Annotated in this window: 22 protein-coding genes; 8 read left to right on the forward strand and 14 right to left on the reverse strand. The window is 58.3% G+C overall.

Annotation, left to right across the window (positions count from 1 at the left end; genetic code table 11):
* The first annotated feature begins 9 nt into the window (after nucleotides 1–9).
* From OE750_RS00615 to OE750_RS00630, 4 genes are read left to right on the forward strand one after another with little or no spacing between them, the layout of a single operon-like run.
* Nucleotides 10–621, forward strand: coding sequence for a VOC family protein (locus OE750_RS00615; protein ID WP_263760306.1), 612 nt, complete (start codon nucleotides 10–12; stop codon nucleotides 619–621).
* On the forward strand, nucleotides 618–1,097 hold the full coding sequence (locus OE750_RS00620; protein WP_263760308.1) for a GNAT family N-acetyltransferase: 480 nt from the start codon (nucleotides 618–620) through the stop codon (nucleotides 1,095–1,097). Before OE750_RS00615 ends, OE750_RS00620 begins: the two co-directional genes overlap by 4 nt.
* Nucleotides 1,098–1,139: 42 nt before the next feature.
* Nucleotides 1,140–1,820, forward strand: a complete 681-nt coding sequence (locus tag OE750_RS00625; RefSeq protein ID WP_263760311.1) for a molecular chaperone DjiA — start codon at nucleotides 1,140–1,142, stop codon at nucleotides 1,818–1,820.
* Nucleotides 1,820–2,845, forward strand: a complete 1,026-nt coding sequence (locus OE750_RS00630; RefSeq protein ID WP_263760313.1) for an endonuclease/exonuclease/phosphatase family protein — start codon at nucleotides 1,820–1,822, stop codon at nucleotides 2,843–2,845. Before OE750_RS00625 ends, OE750_RS00630 begins: the two co-directional genes overlap by 1 nt.
* Here the strand turns inward: OE750_RS00630 and OE750_RS00635 are convergent.
* Nucleotides 2,842–3,285 carry a hypothetical protein gene (locus OE750_RS00635; RefSeq protein ID WP_263760315.1) on the reverse strand — a complete coding sequence of 148 codons (444 nt, stop codon included), beginning with the start codon at nucleotides 3,283–3,285 and terminating at the stop codon, nucleotides 2,842–2,844. The genes OE750_RS00630 and OE750_RS00635 overlap by 4 nt on opposite strands.
* 76 nt (nucleotides 3,286–3,361) lie before the next feature.
* Between OE750_RS00635 and OE750_RS00640 the strand changes: the two genes are divergently transcribed.
* The gene (locus tag OE750_RS00640) at nucleotides 3,362–3,724 is read left to right on the forward strand and encodes a hypothetical protein (RefSeq protein ID WP_263760317.1); all 363 of its coding nucleotides are present in this window, start codon (nucleotides 3,362–3,364) and stop codon (nucleotides 3,722–3,724) included.
* A 1-nt stretch (nucleotide 3,725) separates the two neighbouring features.
* Here the strand turns inward: OE750_RS00640 and OE750_RS00645 are convergent, their stop codons facing one another.
* From OE750_RS00645 to OE750_RS00670, 6 genes are all read right to left on the reverse strand, one after another.
* Nucleotides 3,726–5,273, reverse strand: coding sequence for a Ppx/GppA family phosphatase (locus OE750_RS00645; RefSeq protein ID WP_263760319.1), 1,548 nt, complete (start codon nucleotides 5,271–5,273; stop codon nucleotides 3,726–3,728).
* 224 nt (nucleotides 5,274–5,497) lie between these two features.
* On the reverse strand, nucleotides 5,498–7,681 hold the full coding sequence (locus OE750_RS00650) for an RNA degradosome polyphosphate kinase (protein WP_263761165.1): 2,184 nt from the start codon (nucleotides 7,679–7,681) through the stop codon (nucleotides 5,498–5,500).
* A gap of 142 nt (nucleotides 7,682–7,823) precedes the next feature.
* Nucleotides 7,824–8,585 (reverse strand): SDR family NAD(P)-dependent oxidoreductase, encoded by a 762-nt coding sequence (locus OE750_RS00655; RefSeq protein WP_263760321.1) that lies wholly within the window; start codon nucleotides 8,583–8,585, stop codon nucleotides 7,824–7,826.
* The gene (locus OE750_RS00660; protein WP_263760323.1) at nucleotides 8,582–9,511 is read right to left on the reverse strand and encodes an SDR family oxidoreductase; all 930 of its coding nucleotides are present in this window, start codon (nucleotides 9,509–9,511) and stop codon (nucleotides 8,582–8,584) included. The genes OE750_RS00655 and OE750_RS00660 overlap by 4 nt, the downstream gene beginning before the upstream one ends.
* Nucleotides 9,508–10,404 (reverse strand): bile acid:sodium symporter family protein, encoded by an 897-nt coding sequence (locus OE750_RS00665; protein ID WP_263760325.1) that lies wholly within the window; start codon nucleotides 10,402–10,404, stop codon nucleotides 9,508–9,510. The genes OE750_RS00660 and OE750_RS00665 overlap by 4 nt, the downstream gene beginning before the upstream one ends.
* Nucleotides 10,401–11,717 (reverse strand): flavin-containing monooxygenase, encoded by a 1,317-nt coding sequence (locus tag OE750_RS00670; RefSeq protein WP_263760327.1) that lies wholly within the window; start codon nucleotides 11,715–11,717, stop codon nucleotides 10,401–10,403. Before OE750_RS00670 ends, OE750_RS00665 begins: the two co-directional genes overlap by 4 nt.
* A 61-nt stretch (nucleotides 11,718–11,778) precedes the next feature.
* On the opposite strand from OE750_RS00670, the gene OE750_RS00675 reads away from it, so the two are divergent.
* Nucleotides 11,779–12,432, forward strand: coding sequence for a TetR/AcrR family transcriptional regulator (locus OE750_RS00675; RefSeq protein WP_263760329.1), 654 nt, complete (start codon nucleotides 11,779–11,781; stop codon nucleotides 12,430–12,432).
* 16 nt (nucleotides 12,433–12,448) lie between these two features.
* Here the strand turns inward: OE750_RS00675 and OE750_RS00680 are convergent, their stop codons facing one another.
* The 7 genes from OE750_RS00680 to OE750_RS00710 all read right to left on the reverse strand — a co-directional run bounded on the left by OE750_RS00680 (nucleotide 12,449) and on the right by OE750_RS00710 (nucleotide 20,283).
* Entirely contained in the window at nucleotides 12,449–15,499 is a 3,051-nt protein-coding gene (locus tag OE750_RS00680; protein ID WP_263761168.1) for an efflux RND transporter permease subunit, read from the reverse strand.
* Nucleotides 15,500–15,514: 15 nt separating this feature from the next.
* Nucleotides 15,515–16,507, reverse strand: a complete 993-nt coding sequence (locus tag OE750_RS00685; protein WP_263760331.1) for an efflux RND transporter periplasmic adaptor subunit — start codon at nucleotides 16,505–16,507, stop codon at nucleotides 15,515–15,517.
* Between the two features lie 50 nt (nucleotides 16,508–16,557).
* On the reverse strand, nucleotides 16,558–17,046 hold the full coding sequence (locus OE750_RS00690; protein WP_263760333.1) for a MarR family winged helix-turn-helix transcriptional regulator: 489 nt from the start codon (nucleotides 17,044–17,046) through the stop codon (nucleotides 16,558–16,560).
* A gap of 197 nt (nucleotides 17,047–17,243) precedes the next feature.
* Nucleotides 17,244–17,915: a chromosomal replication initiator DnaA gene (locus OE750_RS00695; RefSeq protein ID WP_263760334.1), complete on the reverse strand. Its 672-nt coding sequence runs from the start codon at nucleotides 17,913–17,915 to the stop codon at nucleotides 17,244–17,246.
* Entirely contained in the window at nucleotides 17,915–19,042 is a 1,128-nt protein-coding gene (locus OE750_RS00700; RefSeq protein WP_263760335.1) for an AI-2E family transporter, read from the reverse strand. Before OE750_RS00700 ends, OE750_RS00695 begins: the two co-directional genes overlap by 1 nt.
* A 111-nt stretch (nucleotides 19,043–19,153) precedes the next feature.
* Nucleotides 19,154–19,684: a fasciclin domain-containing protein gene (locus tag OE750_RS00705; protein WP_263760336.1), complete on the reverse strand. Its 531-nt coding sequence runs from the start codon at nucleotides 19,682–19,684 to the stop codon at nucleotides 19,154–19,156.
* 83 nt (nucleotides 19,685–19,767) lie between these two features.
* Nucleotides 19,768–20,283 (reverse strand): fasciclin domain-containing protein, encoded by a 516-nt coding sequence (locus OE750_RS00710; RefSeq protein ID WP_263760338.1) that lies wholly within the window; start codon nucleotides 20,281–20,283, stop codon nucleotides 19,768–19,770.
* 169 nt (nucleotides 20,284–20,452) lie between these two features.
* On the opposite strand from OE750_RS00710, the gene proS reads away from it, so the two are divergent.
* On the forward strand, nucleotides 20,453–21,805 hold the full coding sequence (gene proS, locus OE750_RS00715) for a proline--tRNA ligase (protein ID WP_263760340.1): 1,353 nt from the start codon (nucleotides 20,453–20,455) through the stop codon (nucleotides 21,803–21,805).
* Nucleotides 21,806–21,838: 33 nt separating this feature from the next.
* A complete protein-coding gene (locus OE750_RS00720; protein WP_263760342.1) occupies nucleotides 21,839–22,864 on the forward strand; it encodes an SMI1/KNR4 family protein in 1,026 nt (341 codons plus the stop codon).
* Nucleotides 22,865–22,869: the final 5 nt, after the last annotated feature.

Below are 22,869 nucleotides of genomic sequence, written 5' to 3' on the forward strand. Positions count from 1 at the left end.
GGCAGCTGCATGACTTATGAGTTTGACCATCTGGTGATCACGGCGGATACGCTTGAAAACGGTGTGGTATGGGCGGAAGAACACCTTGGTGTGCCGCTTCAGGACGGTGGAAAACATGCGCGTTACGGCACGCACAATGCGCTTTTGGGGTTGGCCGACGGGCTGTACCTTGAGGTTATCGCGGTTGATCCGGAGGCGGAGCCGCCGAGCGGACCCCGCCTGTTCGGGCTCGACACCTTCAACGGACCACCGCGTTTGGAAACTTGGGTGTGCCGTGCCTCGGGGCTGGCTGATCTTGCGTTGCCCAAAGGGTTTGAGCGCGTTGTGTTGCTCACGCGCGGAACACTGAGCTGGGATATGGCAGAGGCAACGGGGGGAATGTTGCCTTTTGGTCAGTGCCATCCTGGTCTGATTGATTGGGGCACAACACCGCATCCCGCGGCGTCGCTTTCATCGTCCGGATTGAAGCTGCTGAACCTGACCTTGGCGCACCCTGATGTGACTGGTTTGAAAGCTGCTTTGGAGCCGCTGGAAGACGCGCGAGTGTGTACTGAAAAAGCGGATGTGCCGCTGGTTTCGGCTGAATTTGAAACCGCGGATGGCCGGAAAATAACCTTGTGAGTGTGCGTTTGGCCAAAGCCCGTGATGCGCCGGCTATTGCAGTGATTTGGAACAGGATTATTCGTGAGACGCTGGCGACTTTCACCACCGTGGAAAAAGATGCGGATGCGCTGGCAGAGACAATTCGAACTGAACCGAAGCGCTGGTGTGTTGCGACGGTTGAAAGTGTTGTCGTCGGTTTTGCCTGCTACTCTCAGTTTCGCGGTGGGCCAGGATATGCACATTCAATGGAGTACACCGTCCATCTCGCCGAAGCTGCCAGACAGCGCGGGCTCGGGCGCGCGCTTTTGACGGCCATAGAGAGGGCCGCAAAAGCTGAGGGTGCACATTCGCTCTACGGCGGAGTGAGCGGGGCAAACCCTGAAGGGCTGGCATTTCACGCGAAAACCGGCTTCACGCTGCTCGCGATACTGCCTGAGGTGGGCCGCAAAAAAGACCAATGGATCGACTTGCATCTTTATCAGAAATTTCTCTGATTGCGCACTGACACTTCTGGCTGCGCGGGGTAAGCTCTGCGCATGTCGATTTGGAGCCGGATATCTGCTGCCGTTTCAGCGCTGTCACAGGGCGAGCCCCTGAGCGCTGTTTTTGCGCATCTACGGACGCCGCCCGAGCGTTCGATTGCTTTTACTATCGCTGTGATTGCGCTTGGTGCGAAGATGGCGAAGGCCGACGGCCAGGTGACACGGGATGAGGTGATGGCCTTTCGCGAAGTCTTCCAGATTGCGCAGGAAGATGAGGCGGGTGCAGCTAGAGTCTTTAATCTTGCGCGGCAGGATGTAGCGGGCTTTGAAGACTACGCGACACGCGTGCGCGAGATGTTTGGCAAAGGCCATGAGGCGCTTGCAGATCTGCTGGAAGGACTCTTTCATATCGCGGTGGCAGACGGAATGTATCATCCTAACGAGGATGAGTTTTTGCAATCGGTGGCCGATATTTTCGGGCTGGGCGAGCGCGAATTTCGCCAGATCCGGAGCCGTTTTGTACCAGAGGCCGAAGCCGATCCTTATAGTGTTTTGGGGGTTAGCCCCGAGGCGAGCATGGCTGACGTGCGCAAGGCATGGCGCGCTCATGTGCAGGAAAGCCACCCCGACAGGCTTGTGGCACGGGGCTTGCCGCAAGAGGCCGTGAAGATGGCCGAGAAACGGATGGTTGCGATTAACCGCGCCTGGAAAGAGATTAAGGATGCGCGCGGTTAATGCGGATTGCGACCTACAATATCGAGTGGTTCAACAATCTGTTTGATGATGCGGGGAAGCTTATGATGGATGATGGCTGGTCGGGCCGTCATGATGTGACCCGCGCGATGCAGATCGAGGCGTTGGGCTTTGTCTTTACGGCGCTTGATGCGGATGCGATCATGGTGATTGAAGCACCCGATGAGAACCGCCGCAGGCATACTGTGCCTGCACTGGATGAGTTTGCGCACGTGTTTGATTTGCGCGCAAAATCAACGCTCATAGGCTTTCACAACGATACGCAGCAAGAAATCGCACTGATGTATGACCCTGCTGCGCTGACAGTGCGTCACGCGCCTGTTGGTGACGAAACGGGTAAAAAAGGTTCCGGGCAATCGCCACGGTTTGACGGGACATTCCGGATTGATCTGGATGTGGATGCGCATGAAGATTTGGTGCAGTTCTCCAAGCCCCCCCTTGAGGTTGAGGCGATTACGGCCAAGGGACATCTGCTTAGGCTGATTGGGACTCACCTAAAATCAAAAGCTCCACATGGCGCGCGCAATGAGAGCGAGGCGATGAAGCTCTCGATCCAGAACCGCCGAAAGCAGCTTGCACAGGCGATTTGGCTGAGGCAGCGGATTGAGGAACACCTTGGTGCGGGGGAAAGCCTGATGCTTTTGGGTGATCTCAATGACGGTCCGGGGCTGGACCAGTATGAAGACCTTTTCGGGCGATCTTCGGTTGAGATTATCATGGGCGAGCATGGCCAGAACCGTCTGTATGACCCACATGCGCGGCTTGGCTTGCAGCGCCGCCTCGGGGCGACGCCAACCTCTGCGCGCTTCTATATTCGGGAACAGAAGCGTTATTTACAGGCGCTTCTGGATTACATCATGGTCTCATCAGACCTTGCCGCAAAGCAGCCAATCTGGCGCATATGGCACCCGTTTGATGACCCCGAATGCTGGCGTGTCCCCGAGCTACGGGATGCTTTGCTCACAGCATCAGACCATTTTCCCGTAACGATGGATATAGATATTTAGGGGGCCTCAAAGGTGAGGCCAAAGGAAATAAGACCATCTGCGCTGTCAGCGTTCATCGGGGTGAATTGCACAAAAGCGTGGCCCTGCCGTAGCTGTGCTCCGCCGATAAAGACAACATCACCGCCGAGATGGGTTTTGAAATTGCGCCCGTCTGTCGGGTAGTGAGCGAGGCCTGCAAAGAGGCCTGCATCGCCTGTTTTCCACTGTTTCAAGGGAAGGTAGCTTGTTGCGGCGATGGACACCCGCTCGTAGCTGTTGAGATAGATGCCAAGGCTGAGGGCAGTGCGTTCGCGCTCCCATGTTGCAAAAAAGCCTGGATTGAATTCGTTAAAACCAGTGCCCCCGATGTGTTTTGATCCGAGCAAAACAGAAAACCTGTCTGGCCCTGCGTGCAGTGAAGTTGCGAAAAAGCAGAGGCAGAGGGCAATGATGGTGCGCATTATGGTGTATCTTTCTAGGGAATGGTCGGGTGCCCGAGGCATTGGAAACTGATTTGAGAGAGCTTATATAAAGAGAATGAGACAATATTTAGCCATTGCCAGCATGATTTTTGGGCTTGCTTTTGTGCCCGCTGCGGATGCCGAAGAGAGCGGCAGTTCGCTTATGGAGCGGGGGGCAAAGCTGTTCTTTGAGGGCATCCTGAAAGAGGTTGAACCTGCGGTGAAAGACCTTCAGGGACTGTTGGAGGATATGGAACCCGCGCTGCAGGATTTTGTGCAGCAAATGGGCCCGGCGCTGGCGGATCTGATGGACGAGATAGAAGATTTCAGCGCGTATCATCCGCCCGAGATTTTGCCGAACGGGGATATTATCATGCGCAAGAAAACGCCTGATGAGTTGCCCCCTACACCTGAGGATGGTGAGGCGGTAGATCTCTAGGCTATTGTTTTAAAATAATGTTTGGCGTTGCCGGGAAGGCTGCTGCCAGAGAATTGAAGCGCGCTTCGGCGACTTCACCAAAGAGCGGCACAGCATCCGGACTGAGCGTAAGTTCGAGAATGCGTTTTTTGGGATAGAGACGCATTTTTCCGATGTGTGCATCTTTTTGCAGCCAGAGCATTGCCCCGAAGCGCATGGCTTTTCCAACCGTTTCAGCAACTTGCTGATCTGCTTCCGAGATAAGCTCTGCTATGGGCTCAAAGCGCGCGGTTGTAATGCGCGAATTTGAGTAACGATAGAGCAGAGCGAGGCCCAGAAATACCCGCTCGTTGTGACGGATGCCGCCCAGATTGGCTTGGGTGGCAAGGTTGAAGCAGGTTTCGGCGCGGTAATCGGGGTGCGCACGCCAGCTTACGTCATGAAGCAGGCAGGCGGCTTTGATCAGCTTGAGCCGCTCGGGCGAGGCCGATTTGAAGAGCGGTTGGATAAATTCGTAAAGCGTGCGGCCGAATCCGGGAAGGCGTGCATCTTTTGATTCAGCGAAGCGGCAAGCCTCGATGAGCGGATCACGATCGCGCAAAGCTTGCGGCATTTGCTCATAAAGCATTCCTTCGCGGATTCCGTAGGAGCTGATGGCGATATCGTGTGGTCTGAACTCTCGCACCACTTCCTTAAGAACTTCTGAAGCGATCGGGACGAGCTTCATGCGGCTTGAGGATACGCCCGCCTGATTCCTGACTTCTTCGGTGTCGTTTCGGGCAATAAATTCGGATGTTGCGGTGACGGCTTTGCGGCTCATCCTGTATTCATGTAGCACATGCAGCGGATAGCCGCGCCGCTCCATGTCGATCCGTGCGATGGCCCGCCATGAGCCGCCGACAAGAAACAGGCGGTTGTGCTGCGGGCCGAGCCGCGCGTGCAGGTCCTGAATCGTGCTGCGGATGATCTCTTTGCGGGCCTTTTTGCCACCCTTCACACTCATTAGACGCTGCGGACCGAGGGGCGAGCTGACGCGCTTGCCGACCACGCCATCGGAGATTTCAGCAAGCTCCATGGAGGAGCCGCCAATATCGCAGACGAGGCCGTAAGACCCTGGCCAGCCTAGCAAAACCCCTTGTGCCGAGAGGCGGGCTTCTTCTTCACCATCAATCACATGAAGCTGCAAGCCTGTCTCGGATTCGACAAGGTCGCGGAACTCTTGCCCGTCTTCGGCCTCGCGCACGGCGGCTGTGGCGACGGCTGTGAGAGGGCCTGTGTTCATACCCGCAGCGAGGCGCTGAAAGCGGCGGATCGCACTGAGCGCGCGGGTGCGCCCTGACGGGTTGAGGCGGCCTGTTTCGGCGATACCTTCACCGAGGCCGCACATGACCTTTTCGTTGAAGAAATAAGCGGGGGAGCGGGCGGCACCGTCAAAGACCACGAGGCGCACAGAGTTTGACCCGACATCCACCACACCGACGCGACTGAGAGCTCGCGCCTTGGGGTCTTGAAAGAGCGGGCGGCCAAAAAGCCCCCAATCACTTGAATTCGCTTGGTTTTCGCCGTCCATCCGCGCCCCCGAAAGCGTTCTGGCTCCCTTATGGCGCGCGGGGCGGGGTGCGTCAACACCGCAGGTTCGGGTTACCGATGCGTAAAAGCCGCGCAGGGGGGATTTACGAATTTTGGAGGGGCTAAAACAGGGGGGTGAAAAGCGTGCACAACGCGTGCACCCCCGTGCACCGCCAAAAGCGAGTCGTTTTGATGAACCATGCGGAGCGGAGGGTTAACGCCGTTTCAATCTTCTGCGTGGGTGAGCTTTGGCACATCCGATGCCCCTGCGGAGCCGCGCCCCGAGAGGGAGGGGTTTTCCATGAAGAAGCGATGACAGTTGAAGCTGAACGTGCCTTCGGGCAGCTCTTCACGTGTGAAGCGGCCCGAGGCGTCCATCACCCAGCTTTGGGCTGTATCGGCCATGTTCGCCGCCATGACCTGACTTGTGATCTGGGCTTTGACTGTGGGGTTGTTGATCTCGACCAGTGTTTCGACGCGGCGCGAGAGGTTGCGACCCATCCAGTCGGCCGAGGAGATAAACACGCGGGATTTCTTGTGTGGCAGGCCGTGGCCCGCGCCAAAGCAGACGATGCGAGAATGCTCAAGGAAGCGCCCGACGATGGACTTGACACGGATGTTCTCGGATAGGCCTTTGACACCCGGTCTGAGGCCGCAGATTCCACGGATCACGAGGCTGATCTCGACACCGGCTTGGGAAGCGGCATAGAGCGCGTCGATCACTTCGGGTTCGATGATCGAATTCATTTTGGCCCAGATTTGCGCAGGGCGGCCTGCGCGGGCGTGTTCGGCCTCGGCTGCGATCATCTCCAGCAGGCGGGGTTTGAGGCTGAGCGGCGAGATGGCGAGGTTTTCGAGCGCGTCGGGTTCGACGTAGCCGGAGAGATAGTTGAACACTTTGGTGGCATCGCGGCCCAAGGCTGCATCGCAGGTGAAGAGCGACAGGTCGGTATAGATGCGCGCAGTGATGGGGTGATAGTTGCCTGTGCCGTAGTGGGTGTAGGTGACAAGGCGGTCGCCCTCGCGGCGCACCACAGTGGAGATTTTGGCGTGAGTCTTGAGGGTGAGAAAGCCATAGACCACATGCGCGCCCGCGCGCTCGAGGCGGCGGGACTGGCGGATGTTGGCTGCTTCATCAAAGCGGGCCTTCAGCTCGACAAGGGCGGTGACGGATTTGCCTTCTTCGGCAGCTTCGCAGAGCGCTTCCACGATCGGGCTGTCGCGCGAGGTGCGATAGAGCGTTTGCTTGATGGCCACCACATCGGGGTCGCGGGCGGCTTGCTGAAGGAAGCGCACGACCATATCGAAGGTTTCATAGGGGTGATGGAGCAGCATGTCTTTCTGGCGGATCGCAGCGAAGATATCGCCCTCGTGGTCTTGCACACGCTCGGGGATGCGCGGGGAAAAGGCGGGCCAGAGCAAATCGGGCCGCTCGTCGAGCACGAGGCCTGACAGGTCGGCGAGGCCGATCATGCCGCTGATCTCGACGATCTCGTTTTCGGTGACATGCAGCTCGCGCTGGATCATTTTGAGCAGCCGTGTGGGCGCATCTGCCGAAATGGTCAGGCGCACAACCTCGCCGCGGCGGCGCCGCTTGAGCGCGGTTTCAAACTCGCGGACAAGATCTTCGGCTTCGTCCTCGACCTCAAGATCACTGTCGCGCAACACACGAAAGCCACATGCGCCTTTGAGGCGAAACCCCGGAAAGAGGCTTGGCAAATGCTCCAGCACCAACTCTTCCAGCGGCAGGAAGCGGAACTGACCTTCGGGGGCGGGCAGGGCGACAAACCGTGCGATCTGCGCGGGAATGGGCAAAAGCGCCTGAAGCTTGCGCTTTTCGCGTTCGCTCTCAAGCTCGAGTGCGAGCGCGAAGCCTGTGTTGGGGATAAAAGGAAACGGATGTGCCGGATCAATCGCCAGGGGCGACAGCACGGGGAAGACTTGCTCCAGAAACACTTCGCGCAAGAGAGATTTGTCCTCATCTGTCAGCTCGTCGCGGGTGCAGATATCAATGCCTGCTTCTGTCATTTCTTCGGTGAGGGCGGCAAAAATTTCTTGCTGGCGCGCGAGAAGTTCGCGGGCATTGTCATTGATCAGCACAAGCTGATCGGCAGGGGTGAGCCCGTCAATCGCGGGGGTGGTCACGCCCTCTTTGACCATCTCGCGCAGGCCCGCCACGCGCACGGTATAAAACTCGTCGAGATTGGTTGCGGATATCGAGACGAACCTGAGGCGCTCGAGCAGCGGCACGCGGGGGTTTTCGGCTTCTTCCAGCACACGCCAGTTAAACCCGAGCCAGCTGAGCTCGCGGTTCATGAAGCGGGCAGGGCCGGCCAGATCCCCTTCAAGTTCTTGGGGCTCGGGGAAGGGTGCGGCGAGAAAATCGGCAAGAATCGGAGCGTGGGTCATGGCCGGGGTATAGCCTTCATATGTAACAGTTTTCAGATGTCCGTCAGAATAATGCGCGGCACATGGCGCAATGTCCACCGCCGCTTTTGCGGCGCTCAATCGGGGCGGATGTTGTTGCAGGGGGCTACGGAAGGGGAAGCCTTCAGCTTTCCCCTTTGATTTTGCGCCGCATCGAGCGTTGATAGAGGGCCGGGGAGAGGCGCATCACCCAGCCTGCCAGCCGTGCAACACGGCCCACGGGGATAAACTCGCGTTGCTTTTTGACGCCGGTGAGGATTATCCGTGCGGCTGCGTCGGGGCTCATGTAATCTATCCCGTCTGTTGCTGATCCGGGGCGCGCGATGCCGTCTTTTGTGCGAGCGGGATTGCCGATGTTTGTTGCGACAAAACTGGGCGCCGCGATCAGGCAGCGCACACCGAAGGCCGCCTCTTCGGAGCGCAGGGACGAGAAAAAGCCCTGCAAAGCATGTTTTGAGGCAGCATAGGCTGTGCGGCCATGCAAGGGCGCAAAGCCCGCGACCGACGAGACCGCCAGATGCGTGCCTTGGCTTTTGCGCAGCTCTTGCAGGAACAGGCGCGCCATTTCGACGGCGGCGAAATAGTTGATCTCGAAAACGCGCCGGTGGCTTGTTGCGTCGGCCTCGGCGAAGGGGCCGATCTGGGACACGCCTGCGTTGTAGATCACCAGATCAATCGAAGGCCGCGCTGCGATGATCTGCGCGGCGGCATTTTCCAGCGCTTGGGTGTTTGTCAGATCCACGGATACAGGCGTTCGGCTTTCTGTTGTCTCCAGCCCCTTGATATCAACGTCCATCAAGACGCAGTGCCATCCTTCGGCTTCAAGCTGCCCGGCCAGTGCGCGGCCCAATCCGCCATTGCCGCCAGAGATAACAGCCGTCTTCATAGGCCTGCCTCGCGCGTCCAGAGGGCAAACACTTCAGCCGAGGTCAGCTCGGGTGTGTAGCCGAACACGCTTTTGAGGCGCGCATTGTCCAACACGGGGCGGTATTGCAAAAAACGCACCTGCTCGGGGCCGTATTGCGAGAGGCCCAGCGGATGCGCTACGGCCAGTGCGGCCTTTACGGCCCAAGCAGGCAGGCGCAAAACAGATTTGTTCAGAGCGCGGGCCAGTTCATCAACCGAGAGCCAGCCATCTCCAGCCACGTTATAGACGCCTGCGGGGCCATCCGTTGCGGCGCGTTTAACAATGCGGGCGAGGTCTTTTGTCCAGATGAAAACGAAGGGGCTGTCGCTGCCTTTGATGGCAAGCAGCCGTTTGCGGCGAAAGAGGGCTGTGATCTGGGTGTCTGTTCCGGCGCCAAGCACCGTTCCGACGCGCAGGACAACCTGCTCAAGCTGCGGGTGCTGTTGTCGTGCCGCTGCCAGCATCTCCTCAACCTGCCGCTTGTGATCGGCATAGGCGAACTCGGGGTTGCCGCGGCAAGGGTCATCCTCGCTCAGCGGCAGGGGGTTGTCGGGGTAATAGCCATAGGCTGCGCCCGAGCTTGTCACCACCAGCCGTTTGACCCCATGTGCGACACAGGCCTTGAGCACATTGCGGGTGCCGGTGACATCGACTGCAAAGGCCTGTTCACGGCTCATGCCCTGCGGTGGCGTGACGATAGAGGCGAGGTGAACGACAACATCGGGGCGCACCTCTTTGATGACGGTGTCAGGGTCCGTGCCTGTGACATCCATGCGCCGGAACTCCAGATGATCCGGCAGGCCCGCCCGGGTAAGGTCTGTGACCACAATGCTATCTGCGGGCAGGGCCGCAGCAAGGGCGCGGCCAACCATGCCCGCGCCGCCAGTGATGAGAATACGGGTCATGGCGCGACCTTTCTGCGGGACATGATGTTTGCAAGGGCCAGCCCCGAAATGGCGTGCCAGATGCCCCAGAAGGCAGCGACAATTGCCATGCCGCCGAGACCGCCGAAGAAACCGAAGATCAGAACCAGTCCGAGCCCCGAATTCTGGATGCCTGTTTCGATGGTGACGGCCCTGCGATCAAACGGGGACAACCCCGCAAGGGTTGCCAGCGCGTAGCCGCCGCCAAGGCCGAGTGCGTTGTGAACGATGACCAGCCCTGCGATGCTGCCCGCGAAGGCAAGGAACAGAGGCCAGTTTGCCGCCAGTGCCAAAGTGACAAAGCCCACAAAAATCGCCATCGAAAGCCATTGCAACGGTTTGCGCAAATTCCGGGTCAGATCGGGGCGGTTTGTGTTGAGGGCAACGCCCAGAACCAGCGGCAATATCAGCATGAGACCAACCGTGATGGCGACGCTGAGCGGGTCAATCGCTGTGGCGCGCAGGATTTCGGCGGAGGGGGGGTAGAGGCTGCCCCAAAAGGCGATATTGAGCGGGGTTAAAGCTATTGCGCTGACGGTTGCGAAGGCTGTCATCGACACTGACAGGGCGGTATTGCCGCCTGCGCGGTGGGTGATGAAGTTCGAGATATTGCCGCCCGGGCAAGCCGCGACGAGGATCAGACCGAGGGCAACCGAGGCTTGCGGCTGTGCTGCCATAACGAGCAGGAATGTCAGTGCTGGCAGCAGAATGAACTGCGAGAAAAGACCGACAATCAGAGGCTTGGGCGCTTTTGCCAAGAGCTTGAAATCGCGCGGCTTCAAGTCGATGGCAATCGAGAACATCACCACAGCAAGGATTGCATTGAGCAAGGTCAGCGAGCCGGCGGAGAAATCTATAACCGCGTCGTCGATCATGACTTGCCACCCGCAAGCTTGCCGATCCATTGCGTCACGGCTTTGCGGTAGGTTGCCTTGTCGACATAGTAAGCCATGCGCGGCAGGTCGATATAGTTCATCCCGCCTGTAGCGCGGTCATAGCCTCGGGCTTTGGTTTTTTGCAGCTCGAGCGCTGCCGGGGTTTGGGCGCGCAGACCTTTGATGTAGCGCACCACCATTTCGGCCTGTTCGTGCCGCCCCTGCCAGCCAAGGCCGGACGCCTCGACCATGCCGAGCACAAAGACATCGTCGCGCTCGGGGTGCATTGCGTTGAGGTATAGGTGAGGCGCATCGCCCTGCCAGTTGAGGTGCGCAGTGTCGATGAACGGATAGTCGAGCTTGTAGCCCGTTGCCGCGAGGATCATGTCGTAATCCTCTTGCGTGCCGTCTTTGAAATGCACGGTTTTGCCATCAAAACGGTCGATATCTGGGCGGATTCTGATATCACCGTGGCCCGCGTGATAGAGCACCAGCGAGTTGACCACCGGATGGCTTTCGTAAAGTTTATAGTCCGGCTTCGGGAAGCCGTATTTTTGCGGATTGCCCACAAACCATTTCAGGATTGCTCCGTCGATAATCCGCTTGAGCGCCATGGGCAGCTTGATCGCGCCGCCCAGCGTATCGGCGGGTTTTCCGAAGACATATTTGGGCACAAAGTAGTAGCCGCGCCGCATTGACAGCTCGCAGGATTTCCCAAGGTGAATTGCATCAACCGCAATGTCGCAGCCCGAGTTGCCTGCGCCGATGACGAGCACCCGTTTTCCATCAAACTGGCTGGCGTGGCGGTACTCTGACGAGTGGATCAGTTCGCCTGTGAACTCCCCCTTGAAGGTGGGCATGTTCGGTGTGCTGAGGGTGCCGTTGGCGATGAGCAGGCCTGAATATTCCCCGGTATGCTCGCCGGTGTCATCAGACCAGGTGATCTTCCAGCCGTCATTCGGGCCGCCAAGCGGTTTGCAGGACAGCACCTTGGCGCCGAAGCGGTAGTGTTTTTCCAGATCGAAGTGTTCAGCGAATTCCTTGAAATAGCGCTTCATTTCACGGTGCGAGGGGTATTCGGCCACCTCTTCACGCATCGGAAAGTCGGTAAATTCGGTCATTTTTTTGGATGAAATCAGATGTGCGGTTTCATACATGGTCGAAAGCGGGCCGTCGATGTCCCACAGGCCTCCGACGCCGGAGTTCAACTCGAATCCCTGAAATTCAATGCCTTGTTCGACCAGCAGCTTTGCCGCAGCCAGACCCATCGGCCCTGCTCCTATCAGAGCAAGCCGTTTGTTCGCGTCTCCCATCGCGTCCTCCCTTGTTGATCGTTAACTTGAACAATAGTTCAAAATAAGGCAAGATGTTTTCATGATGGTAGTGCAAACGACTGAAGAACATAGACAAAGAGCCCCTTCAGCGCGGGCTTTGGCCACCAAAGCCCGCGTGTTTGATGCGGCAGAAAAGGTGTTTTCCGAGCGGGGGTTCGATGGGTCATCGATCCGTGACATTGCCGCCGAAGCGGGGGAGCCTGTGGGAACGATCCACCATCACGGAGGGGGCAAGGCGGCGTTGTTTCACCGCACGGTGTTGCGCCGGGCTGAAGCGCTCTCGTCTGAGCGGTTGCAGGCATTGGAGCAGGCCCGGAGCGAAGGGGCTTTGACGCTTGAGGCTGTTCTCGCTGCGTTTATCCGTCCGTTTTTCGAGCTGTCGGAGCAGGAGCCGCGCTGGCGAAATTATGCGCGCCTTGTTGCGTTTGTTTCTGTCGATGACCGCTGGCGCGGCATCTCGGCGCAGTGCTTTGACCCGACCGCCGAGGCGTTTCTGGACGAAATCCTCAAGCTTTCCCCTCACGCCTCGCGCTCGCAGGTTGCGGAAGGGTTTGTCTTTTCTGTTTCGGCCATGCTCGCACTTTTGACATCGCGCGAGCGCATTCGTGCGCTCGGCGCCGGCCTTGAGACGGAGCACGACCAGATCGACCATCTCATCCGCTTTTGCGCAGCGGGTCTGCGGGGAAAGCCTTAGCCGGCTTCCCCCGTTGTCAGGCTGCTGCTTTGGCTTGAATGGCCGCGGCTTCCGAGCGGGCAAAGAGCAGGTCATAGAGGACGGGGGCCGCGATCAGTGTGAGCACCGATGCGAAGGCCAGGCCACCCATGATTGTGACTGCCATCGACACGAAGAAGGCGTCTCCGAGCAGGGGGATCATGCCGAGGATGGTTGTAATGGCTGCCAGAAACACCGGTCTCAGACGTGATACGCTTGCCGAGACAATCGCTTCGCGCAGGGGGGTGCCTGTTTCGCGGACGAGGTCGATTTCCTCAACCAGAACGATGCCGTTCTTGATCAGCATACCGGAGAGAGACAGGAGCCCCAGCAAAGCGGTGAAGGTGAACGGCAAACCCGTGCCGAGCAGGCCCAGAACGACGCCGTTGACCGACATGGGAACGAGGAGCCAGATGATGATCGGTTGTTTGAGGCCATTGAAAAGAAGAATGGAAATCAGGATCATGATGAGAGCCGACAGCGGGAGTTGACTGCCGAGGCTGGCTTGGGCATCTGCCGAGTTTTCAAACTCGCCGCCCCATTCCATCCGGTATCCTACGGGCAGCTCCATCGCTTCGATCGAGGCGCGAATTTCCGAGTGAACCTGCGCGGCTGTCAGGTCGGCCCGAATGTCGGCTCCGACTGTGATTGTCGATAGTCTGTCGCGGCGATGAACGAGGGTGTTTTGAACCTCGTAGGTGAAACCGTCCAGAATTTGCTCCAGCGGAACAGACGTTCCGGTGTTGGCCGATGTCGCCTTCTGGTCGAGCAGATTGCCGGACTCGCTTTCGGGGCGCTTGATAATAATGGGGATCAAACGCTCGCGCTCGCGGAACTGGCCGCCGGTCGTTCCGTCGGTTTCATACAGCATGACATTGGCCACATCATCGCGGCTGATCCCGGCTGTTTGGGCGCGCTGTGTTGCATAGATCGGCTTTATAACGATCTCGGGTTCGCGCCAGTCAATCCGTGTCGAGGTGATCCCGTCTGATGCTTCTGCCATGCGTGACATGGCTTCTTGAGCCAGTTCCCGCAGAATGTCGGGATCGGAGCCAGACAGGCGCACTTGTATGAGGTCTCCGCCACCGGGGCCGAAGACAAGCCGTTTGGTGCGGAATTCGCCATCGGGCAGTTGTTCTTTTCCGAATGCTTCAAGCTCTGATTGCAGGGCCGGGATTTCATCAATGGTTTTTGTGCGCACGATGAGATGGCCATAGGACGAATTGGGGCGTTCGGCATCATAGGTGAGCATGAAGCGCGTGGCACCCTGTCCGACAAATGTTGCGACGGATACCACATCGTCTCTTTCGGAAAGCCAGCTTTCAACCAGTTTCATCTGGTTTGAGGTGGCCTCGATCGACGTGCCCTGAGGCAGCTTGTAATGGACAAAGAACAGCGGTGTGTTCGAGTTGGGGAAGAATTGTTGTTTGACCATACCGAAGCCTGCGAAGCAGAGCACTGTGATCGCAACCAGACCCACCATGACTAGAGCGCGCGCATTGAGCGCCATTGTGAGGGTTTTGCTGTAGAGCTTGAAAAGCTTGCCGCCGTAGGGGTCATCGCCCTCGATATGGTCATGCTTGAAGAGGTAATGGCCGAGCAGCGGCGTGACTGTGATGGCCAGCACCCAAGACAGTAAAAGCGAGATCCCGATAACGGCAAACAGCGAGAACAGGAACTCGCCTGTGGCATCGGGAGACAAACCGATGCCCGCGAAGGCCATGATTCCGATGACGGTTGCGCCGAGCAACGGAATTTGGGTTTTTGCGGCGGCATCATCGGCGGCATCGGTTGATTTCCGCCCGTGGATCATCGAGATCTGCATACCTTCAGCCACAACAATCGCGTTGTCGACAAGCATCCCCATGGCGATAATCAGAGCACCGAGGGAAATGCGCTCCATTTCGATTGAAAACAGCCACATGAACATAAGTGTTCCGACGACCGTCAGCAGAAGTGTCGTGCCGATAACGACACCGGCGCGCCAGCCCATGAACAGTGCAAGAACGATCACGACGATGGCGACAGATGTTGCAAGGTTGACCAGAAAGTCGTTTGAAGCCTTTTCCACAACGAGGTGTTGTTGATAGATCGGGTGCAGCTCGACACCATAGGGGATTGCAGTTGAGAGCTCGGCCAAGCGCTGGTCAACCCTGTGGCCGACCTCGACGATGTTTTCCGATGAAAGCCCCGCGATCCCGAGGGTGAAGGCTTCTTCGCCATTGAAGCGAACCAACAGGCTCGGGTCATCAATGCGGCCGCGTCGCACGGTTGCGAGGTCGGCCAGATTGATGACCTTGCCCTGTGTGCCGACAGACAGACCTGCAATCGCGGAGACGGTGTCTGAGCCTTCCGGTGTTGTCAGGCGCACGCTGGAGCCGTTGCTGTCGATTGAACCTGCGGGCGCGACAGAGTCGGCTGTGGCAATCGCGGAGGCAATTGCGGCGGCGGGAATGTTCTGGTTTGCAACCAAAGTCGAGTTTGGCTCGACGAATATCGCCTCTTCGGGAAGGGCGGATACTTCAACATCGGCCACGCCTTGCACAGCCAGCAATTCGCGGCGCAGGAAGGTTGCAAGCTCGTGCTGCTCTGCATCGGTGAAGCCTTGGGCCGTGACGGCGTAATACAGACCGAAGACATCGCCGAAGCTGTCATTGACAGAAGGTGTGCTGACCCCGGAAGGCAGGCCCGCGGAGGCATCGCGCACGCGGGCGCGCAGTTTGGTCCAAAGATCGGGCAATTCGCTTCCGTCGAAGGTAGATTTCATCTCGACAGTTATTTGCGACATGCCCGGCTGGTTGATGGAGCTGATCTTGTCGACTTCGCCCATTTTCTGGATGGCGCTTTCAAGAGGCTCGGAAACCTCAAGGGCGACTTGTTCGGCGCTTGCCCCCGGATACTGAGTGACGATGACCGCCGATTTGATGGTGAAGGCAGGGTCTTCGAGGCGGCCCAGATTGAGGAAGCCGTAAATGCCGCCGAACAGACAGACGAGGATGATCAGCCATGTATAAAGCGGCTTCTCGATCGAGGCGCGTGCGATGTTTATCATGTTCTGTCCAACTCAGTTTGAAAATCCGGTGAAGCGGCGCACCGCTTGACCGTCTTCAAGGGCGTGACCGCCTGTCAGGACAATTTCCTCGCCGCCTTCAAGACCGGACAAAACCAGAAACTTGCCGGTTGGTTGCGGCTCGATTTTGACAATGCGGCGGGAGACGGTGCCCTGGCCGGTATCATCCGACGGGGTGAAGACCATCACCGAAAGCTCGTTATCATTGCCTGTCGGCAGCAGGGCTGTTGCGGGAAGGACGATCCGGTTTGTTTCGGAGCCCATGGAAACCGTTACGTTGACAGAGCTGCCGGGGAGAACATTGAGGCCTTCTTGTGGCTCCATTCCGAGGGTGATCTTGAAAGTTTGGCCTATACTGTCTGCCTCGGCCTGAAATTCGCGGATGCTGACCGGAAAACTCGTTTCATGGGCCGGAAACATGGCTGTGAAGACGACATCTGTTCGGTCACCGGAAAACTGGAAGAGGATTTCGGGCACATCTATTTCGATACGGATTTCCGACATGTCATGCAGGCGCACGACAGACGCGCCGGCGCCGACCATGTTGAACTCGGATGTGTTTCGTGAGGCCACAAGCGCGTCAAATGGTGCAACAAGTGTTGTGTGCTCCAGCGCGTATTCCGCATTTTTGAGGGCGATGGCCGCAAGCTGGACCTCGGTTTCGGCATCGTCGATCGTTACGGTGCTGACGGCATTGCCCGAGAGCTTTTGCAAACGGCTGAATGTGCGGTCTGCCTGGTCTTTTTGTAGCCTTGCCTGTTCCAGCGAGAGCTGGAAGGTTTCCTGATCCAGACGCGCAATCAATGCGCCTTTCGGGACGATTTCACCTTCACGCACGGGGAATTCGATAAGCTCGCCGCCGACCTGAAACGCAAGATCAACTGATTTTCGTGCTACGACCTGACCAAAGAAATGCCGGGTCGGGACGTGCTCGCCCGCGACGACCGTCATGAGTTTTACCGGTTTTACCGCTGCGGTATCTGCCATTGCAGGTGCGGCGGTGCATAGGGCCAAAGCGGCTATCCGGAGTATGGTTCTCAACACTTTGAAGTCTCCTGAAATGTTGTGTCGTAGATTGTTTTGCGCACGATGTCGCTCAGTTCGGCGAAGGTGCGTGTTTGTGCATCGTTCAGGCCTGTGACTGTCTGGAAAAGCTCGCTGGCCTGCTGCAGCATCTTGGAGCGCAGGTCGATGCCGTAAGGTGTGAGTGACAAGAGGAAGGCACGGCGGTCGCGTTCGTCGCGGTGTCTTTGCGCCAACCCTTTGCTTTCGAGCAGGTCTGCAAGGGCCGTTACGCTCGACGGCAGCGAATTGGTGATGCGGGCAAGGTCGCCGAGGCGACGGGGCTTGTCCAACTGGACCAGCAGGTGGCGTGCCTGATCGGTTAAGCCATCATTCTGGGACAGATCTTCGATTGCGACGCGGACGCGCGTGTGAAGTGCATATACGCCCAACAGGGCTCTTACCTCGGGGGGGAGGGCGCCATCATTATTCGGGTCTGTTGTTGGTACTGTATCGCAGTTCATATCGAATCCCGTTTTCCCGGTGTTATGCTCATTTACTTCGTTAAATGAAATATTCAATATCCAAAATGATTCTGCGAGGTAACATTTTTGTGGCCGTGGCGCGGGGCGCGCAAAGGCAGGGGCATACATGAACTGTATGAAAGGCAAAACGGGGATGTCGGTTTGTGGCCGGTGGCCGCATTGTCCGGAGGCCGGCGCTAGGCCATGCCCGCCAGAACCTCTGCCGCCAGTTTACGGCTCACCTCGCGGCCCTCGCTCAATGCCACAGCGTCAAGCGCCTCGACAATGCGCCGTGCGGCGGCAAAGCTGCGCTCCATGTTTTTGGTGAGATAGGCGAGCACATCGGGGCGCGGGTTGAGCTGGCGGTCGGCAAAGAGCTTCATCAGCACTGCAGCGAGCAAGTCATCATCCGGCGGTCCGAGCGGGACGGCGGGTGTGCCTTGCATACGGCTCGTCAGATCGGGGAGGGAAAGCCCCCAATGCGCAGCTTCGCCTGTGCCTGTCAGAAGTAGCGAATGTCCCTCGGCAAGTGTCAGGTTGTGCAGATGAAAGAGCGCATTTTCGCAGGCTTTATCCCCTGCAATCGCCGGCACATTCTCAACCGCGACGGGGCCGCGCGCCAGCGTTGCAATGTCGGCCCGGGAGAGGGCAGAGGCCTCGACGATTTGAGCCTTTGCAAGCGTGGCCCAGACATGGGCAAGGTGGGTTTTTCCAGCGCCTTCTTGACCGATAAGCAGAAGCTTGCGCGAGGGCCAGTTCTGCCAGCCCTCGATCATGGCCACCGCGGCCGCATTGGACGGTGAGACGAAAAAGTCGTCACGCCCGAGCGTTTGCAATGCGGGCAGATCAAAGGTGAGTTGGCGAGTCATCAGCTTTCGTCGGCGTCAAGTGCTGTGGCTTCTTTGGCGGCGCGCATCGCGGTTGCCGAGGGGCCGCCATTTTCGCCTTCAAGGCCTTGGTAGAGTTTGCTGGCTTTGTAATTATAGATGACAAACCGCGTCAGTACGCCGATGGCGGCGGCGACAGGCACAGCCACCAGCATCCCGACAAAACCGAAGAGCGTGCCGAAGACCGAGAGCGAGAAGATCAGCCAGACGGGATGTAGCCCGACAGATTTTCCGACCAGTTTCGGCGTGAGCACATTGCCCTCGATCACCTGACCGATCACGAACACCGCGGCAACGAGGCCGAGCGAGAGCCAGTCGCCCCAGAACTGGAACAGCGCCAGTCCGATGGCGAGGACGCCGCCGAGGATGGCTCCGAGGTAAGGAATAAAGGTGAGCAGGCCCGCGATGAAGCCGACGATGAGGCCGAATTGCAAGCCCACGAGCATGAGCGCAACCGCGTAATAGGTGCCGAGGATCAGGCAGACTGTGCCCATGCCGCGCACGAAGCTTGCCATGGTGCGGTCGACATCGGAGGCCAGTTGGCGAATGACGGGGGCGTGGTCGCGGGGGAGCACATCGTCGAGGGCGGCGACCATGCGGTCCCAATCGAACAGCAGGTAGAAGGCCACGACCGGCACAATGACCAGCAGCATCACCAGATTGATGATCGACATGGCTGAGGATAGCACGGTTTGCAGAAGCTCTCCGCCGCGTTCTTTTACGGTGTCGCCCACTGCAATCAGCGAGTTTCGCAGGGTGCTGTCATTGTCCATCAGCGAGGGGAAGCGCTCGGTGAGGAAGGTTTGCAGATCGGCAAAGAGCTTGGGGGCTGTGTTGAAGAGCGAAACGGCTTGCTCGACCATCACGGGGATGACCAGAAGCGCGAGGATCACGAAAAGCATCAGGGCCACGAGGGTGATAATGGTGGTGGATACCGCGCGGGAGAACCCCATGGCTTCCAGCCTGTCGGCCACCGGATCAAGAAAATAGGCCACGGCTCCGCCGAGCACGAAAGGCAGGATCACATCGCCGAGAAACCAGAGCGCAAGACAGAACGCGAGCGCGGCAACGCCCCAATATTTGAGCTGATCTCGGACTGGAAGTGCCATGTAAGCCTCGTTAAAACCCTTTGCCTTTAGACATGTCGCAACTGGCGCTCAAGCGCAAGAGGCCCGCAGATTATTCCGCGGGCCTCAAGCGGTTCGCCTGTCGCTTGGGGCTTAGTGACAGGCGGGCCGTGTGCCAGGGAGCAGCACTTTGTCGATCACATGGATGACGCCGTTGGAGGCTTTGATATCGGCAATCACGACATTGGCCATCGTGCCTGTGCCGTCATTGATTGTGACACCGCCAGCGCCTTTGGTGATGCAGAGGCGCTCGGATGTGAGCATGGGTTTGAAATAGGTCGAGCCATTCGGGATGCCTGCGGCCATGAGCTTGCGGTCATCGACATGATAAAGCAGCACATTGGTGAGCTGGTCTTTGTTCTCGGGCTTCAGCAGTGTTTCGACTGTACCATCCGGCAGGGCTGCGAAAGCATCGTTTACAGGTGCGTAGACAGTGAAGGGGCCGGGGCCTTGCAACGCTTCGGCGAGGCCTGCGGCGGAGACAGCGGCAACAAGGGTGCTGAAGCGGTCGTCGCCCGAGGCGATTTCGACGATGTTCTGGGTGCCGTGATTGTCGGCCATTGCGAGGGGCGCCGAGAGCGCAACGAAAGCTGCGGCAAAGGCCGCTTTTACAGTATTTTTCATGGTGTTCTCCGATGTTGGAAAGAGTGATGTTTGAAAGAGTGGGGCTTCAGGTGGCTGTGCCCGAAGCCCGTTTGATTATGTGTTCAGCACGAGGGCGCGTTGCCCGGCAGAACGACTTTGTCGACCACATGGATCACGCCGTTGGAGGCTTCGATATCGGCGATGACCACGTTGGCCATTGTGCCCGAGCCGTCATCGAGCATGACACCGGCATCGGATTTGGTGATGCAGAGCGTGGCGCCGTCCATGGCTGTGCCTGCGGCCATTGTGCCCATGGCAATATCGCCTGACATCACTTTGCCGGGGACAACGTGGTAGAGCAGCACGTTTGTCAGATCGCCTTTCATTTCGGGTGTGAGCAGGCTTTCGACTGTGCCCTCGGGCAGCGCCGCGAAAGCATCGTTAACGGGTGCGAAAACGGTGAAGGGGCCTTCACCCGACAGCGTCTCGCCCAGATCGGCGGCTGTGACCGCGGCGACGAGGGTTGTGAAACGCTCGTCAGCGGCGGCGATTTCAACGATATTTTTGCTGTGGCCATCTGCGAAAGCAGATGCGGCCGTCGCGGCGAAGGCGGTGGCGAGAGCGAATGTGCGTAGCATATGTGTAACTCCTGTCAGTGTGTGTCTCGTTTTGTTCGAGTAAAGGGGTTACGCGGGGTGTTGGCTGTTGGATGTGTTGATGACGGTTCTGTGATCAGGCGTGATTGCGCCCCCTTGCGAGGCGGGGCGCAAAGCCATAAACGGGGGGAAATAACTGGAAGGTTTTCCCATGCGTCTGAGCCGCTATTTTCTGCCCGTTCTGAAAGAAACCCCTGCGGAGGCGCAGATTGTCAGCCACCGGCTTATGCTGCGGGCGGGGATGATCAAGCAGTCTGCTGCCGGCATTTACTCGTGGTTGCCGCTTGGCTTCAAGGTTTTGCGCAAGATCGAGAATATTGTGCATGAAGAGCAGATGCGCGCGGGGCATATGCCGATGTTGATGCCGACGATCCAGTCTGCAGACCTGTGGCGCGAGAGCGGGCGGTATGACGCGTATGGCGACGAGATGCTGCGCATCAAGGACCGTGGCGGGCGCGACATGCTCTTTACGCCCACAGCCGAAGAGCTTGTGACGGATATTTTCCGCTCACATGTGAACAGCTACAAAGACATGCCGCTGACGCTCTACCAGATCCAGTGGAAATTCCGCGATGAGGTGCGCCCGCGCTTTGGCGTGATGCGGGGCCGCGAGTTTTATATGAAAGACGGCTACAACTTTGACCTCACCAAAGAGGACGCTTTGCACGCGTACAACCGCCACCTCGTGAGCTATCTGCGCACTTATGAGCGGATGGGCTTGCAGGCGATTCCGATGCGTGCAGATTCCGGCCCTATTGGCGGCGATGATACCCACGAGTTTCTTGTGTTGGCAGATACGGGCGAGTCCGAGGTGTTTTATGATGCCGAAATCACCGATCTCAAGTTTGGGGACCGCGAGATTGATTATGCCGATCATGCGGCTTGTCACGCGGTTCTCGAAGAGTTTACCAGCCGCTATGCGCGCACGGACGAGACGCACGACGAGGCAATTTTTAACGAGGTTCCCGAAGAACGCCGCCGCACCGCGCGGGGCATCGAAGTTGGTCAGATATTCTATTTCGGCACGAAGTATTCCGAAGCCATGGGCGCGACTGTTCAGGGACCTGACGGCAAGCCTGTGCCTGTGCATATGGGCAGCCACGGGATTGGCGTGAGCCGCTTGCTTGGGGCGATCATTGAAGCGAGCCATGACGACAACGGCATCATCTGGCCCGAGGGTGTAACACCGTTTCATGCCGGCATCGTCAACCTCAAGCAGGGCGATGCAGAGGCCGATGCGGCCTGTGAAGCGCTGGAAGCCGCGCTGGAAGCCCTGGGGCTTGAGCCTTTGTATGACGACCGCAACGAGCGGGCGGGCGGCAAGTTTGCCACGATGGACCTCATCGGCCTGCCATGGCGGATCACCGTCGGGCCACGCGGCCTCAAGAACGGTGTTGTCGAGCTGGCCAGCCGCCGCACGGGTGAAAGCGAAGAACTGCCGCCTGAAGAGGCCGTTGCCAAACTGGCCGAGATTTACAAGGGACATATGGTAAAGGGGCTGTGAGGCAGCCTGTCCTTTTGATCTGTTGAGGTTGATATGATCGGTGAGGTGTTTTCCGTTCCGGCCCGCATCGGTTTTACGGTGCTTTTGCTCTCGGTTCCGTTTGTTGCGGGGCTGAGTTTGGTCAGCCCGTGGTGGATATTGCCCATGGCGTTTGTCTTTGTGATGGCGGACGTGATGGGCAAATGGCGCCTGATGTTTCGCGGGGCACCTTTGAGCAAGGTTGCTGGCTTTGCGTTGAAGGCGTTGGCGGTCCAACCTTTTGTGGTGGGCGCGGTATACCTGCTTGGGCTGGCGCTGGGCCTTGTGACCGGTGCGCCCAGCTTTTCACCGTTTCTTGAGGGTATGACAGCGTTGCATATCGCAGTTTATGCGGTTGTCATGTATTTTGCCGGGCTGTTGCTGATCTGGCTGGAGCACGGCAAGCCAGACCTTGAGGCGGCGATGAAGGAAGAGTTCAAACGCGCCGCCAGAACATCGGCGCAGAAGAACGAGGGGATTGCAGCACTGGCCGAGCCGGTGACGGTCGAGACCTTCTTTGACTGGCATCATCATTCCAACAAGGATTACGAGGCAGACGCGCTGAAGGATACGGCCTATGTGAGGGAAGCAGATATTGCTGCGCGCGAGGTCGAGCTTGGCGTAACGCTGCCCGAGGGGGTGCGCGCGCTCTATCTCAGGCAAAACGGCGGCGGGCTGCGCGATGTCTACGCTGGCGATTGGCGTGTGCCGCTGGAAGATGATCTCACGCCATTTTCGGGCTATGAGGAACTTGTGCCGCTACACAGTATGCGCAGCCTTTACGAGAGCATCAGCGACTATGCTTATGAGGAGCAGTCAGAGATGTTTCCCAAGGGAGCGAAGCGGATGATCGTGCTGGCTCAGTGGTATCGGGAGACGTTATTTCTGGACTATCGCGGCGGCGACGTGCCGCGCGTAGGCTTTTTTGACTTTGACCGCTCCGAGAATTTGCAGGATGATAGCTGGCAGGACGAAGCTGTTTTCTGGGAAAGCTGGGAGACGTTTTTTGCGCAGCTTTATCGGCAGAAACGCCATGGGTGAGGCAG

Origin of the sequence: Lentibacter sp. XHP0401, assembly GCF_025751535.1 — a bacterium.
GTDB lineage: Bacteria > Pseudomonadota > Alphaproteobacteria > Rhodobacterales > Rhodobacteraceae > Lentibacter.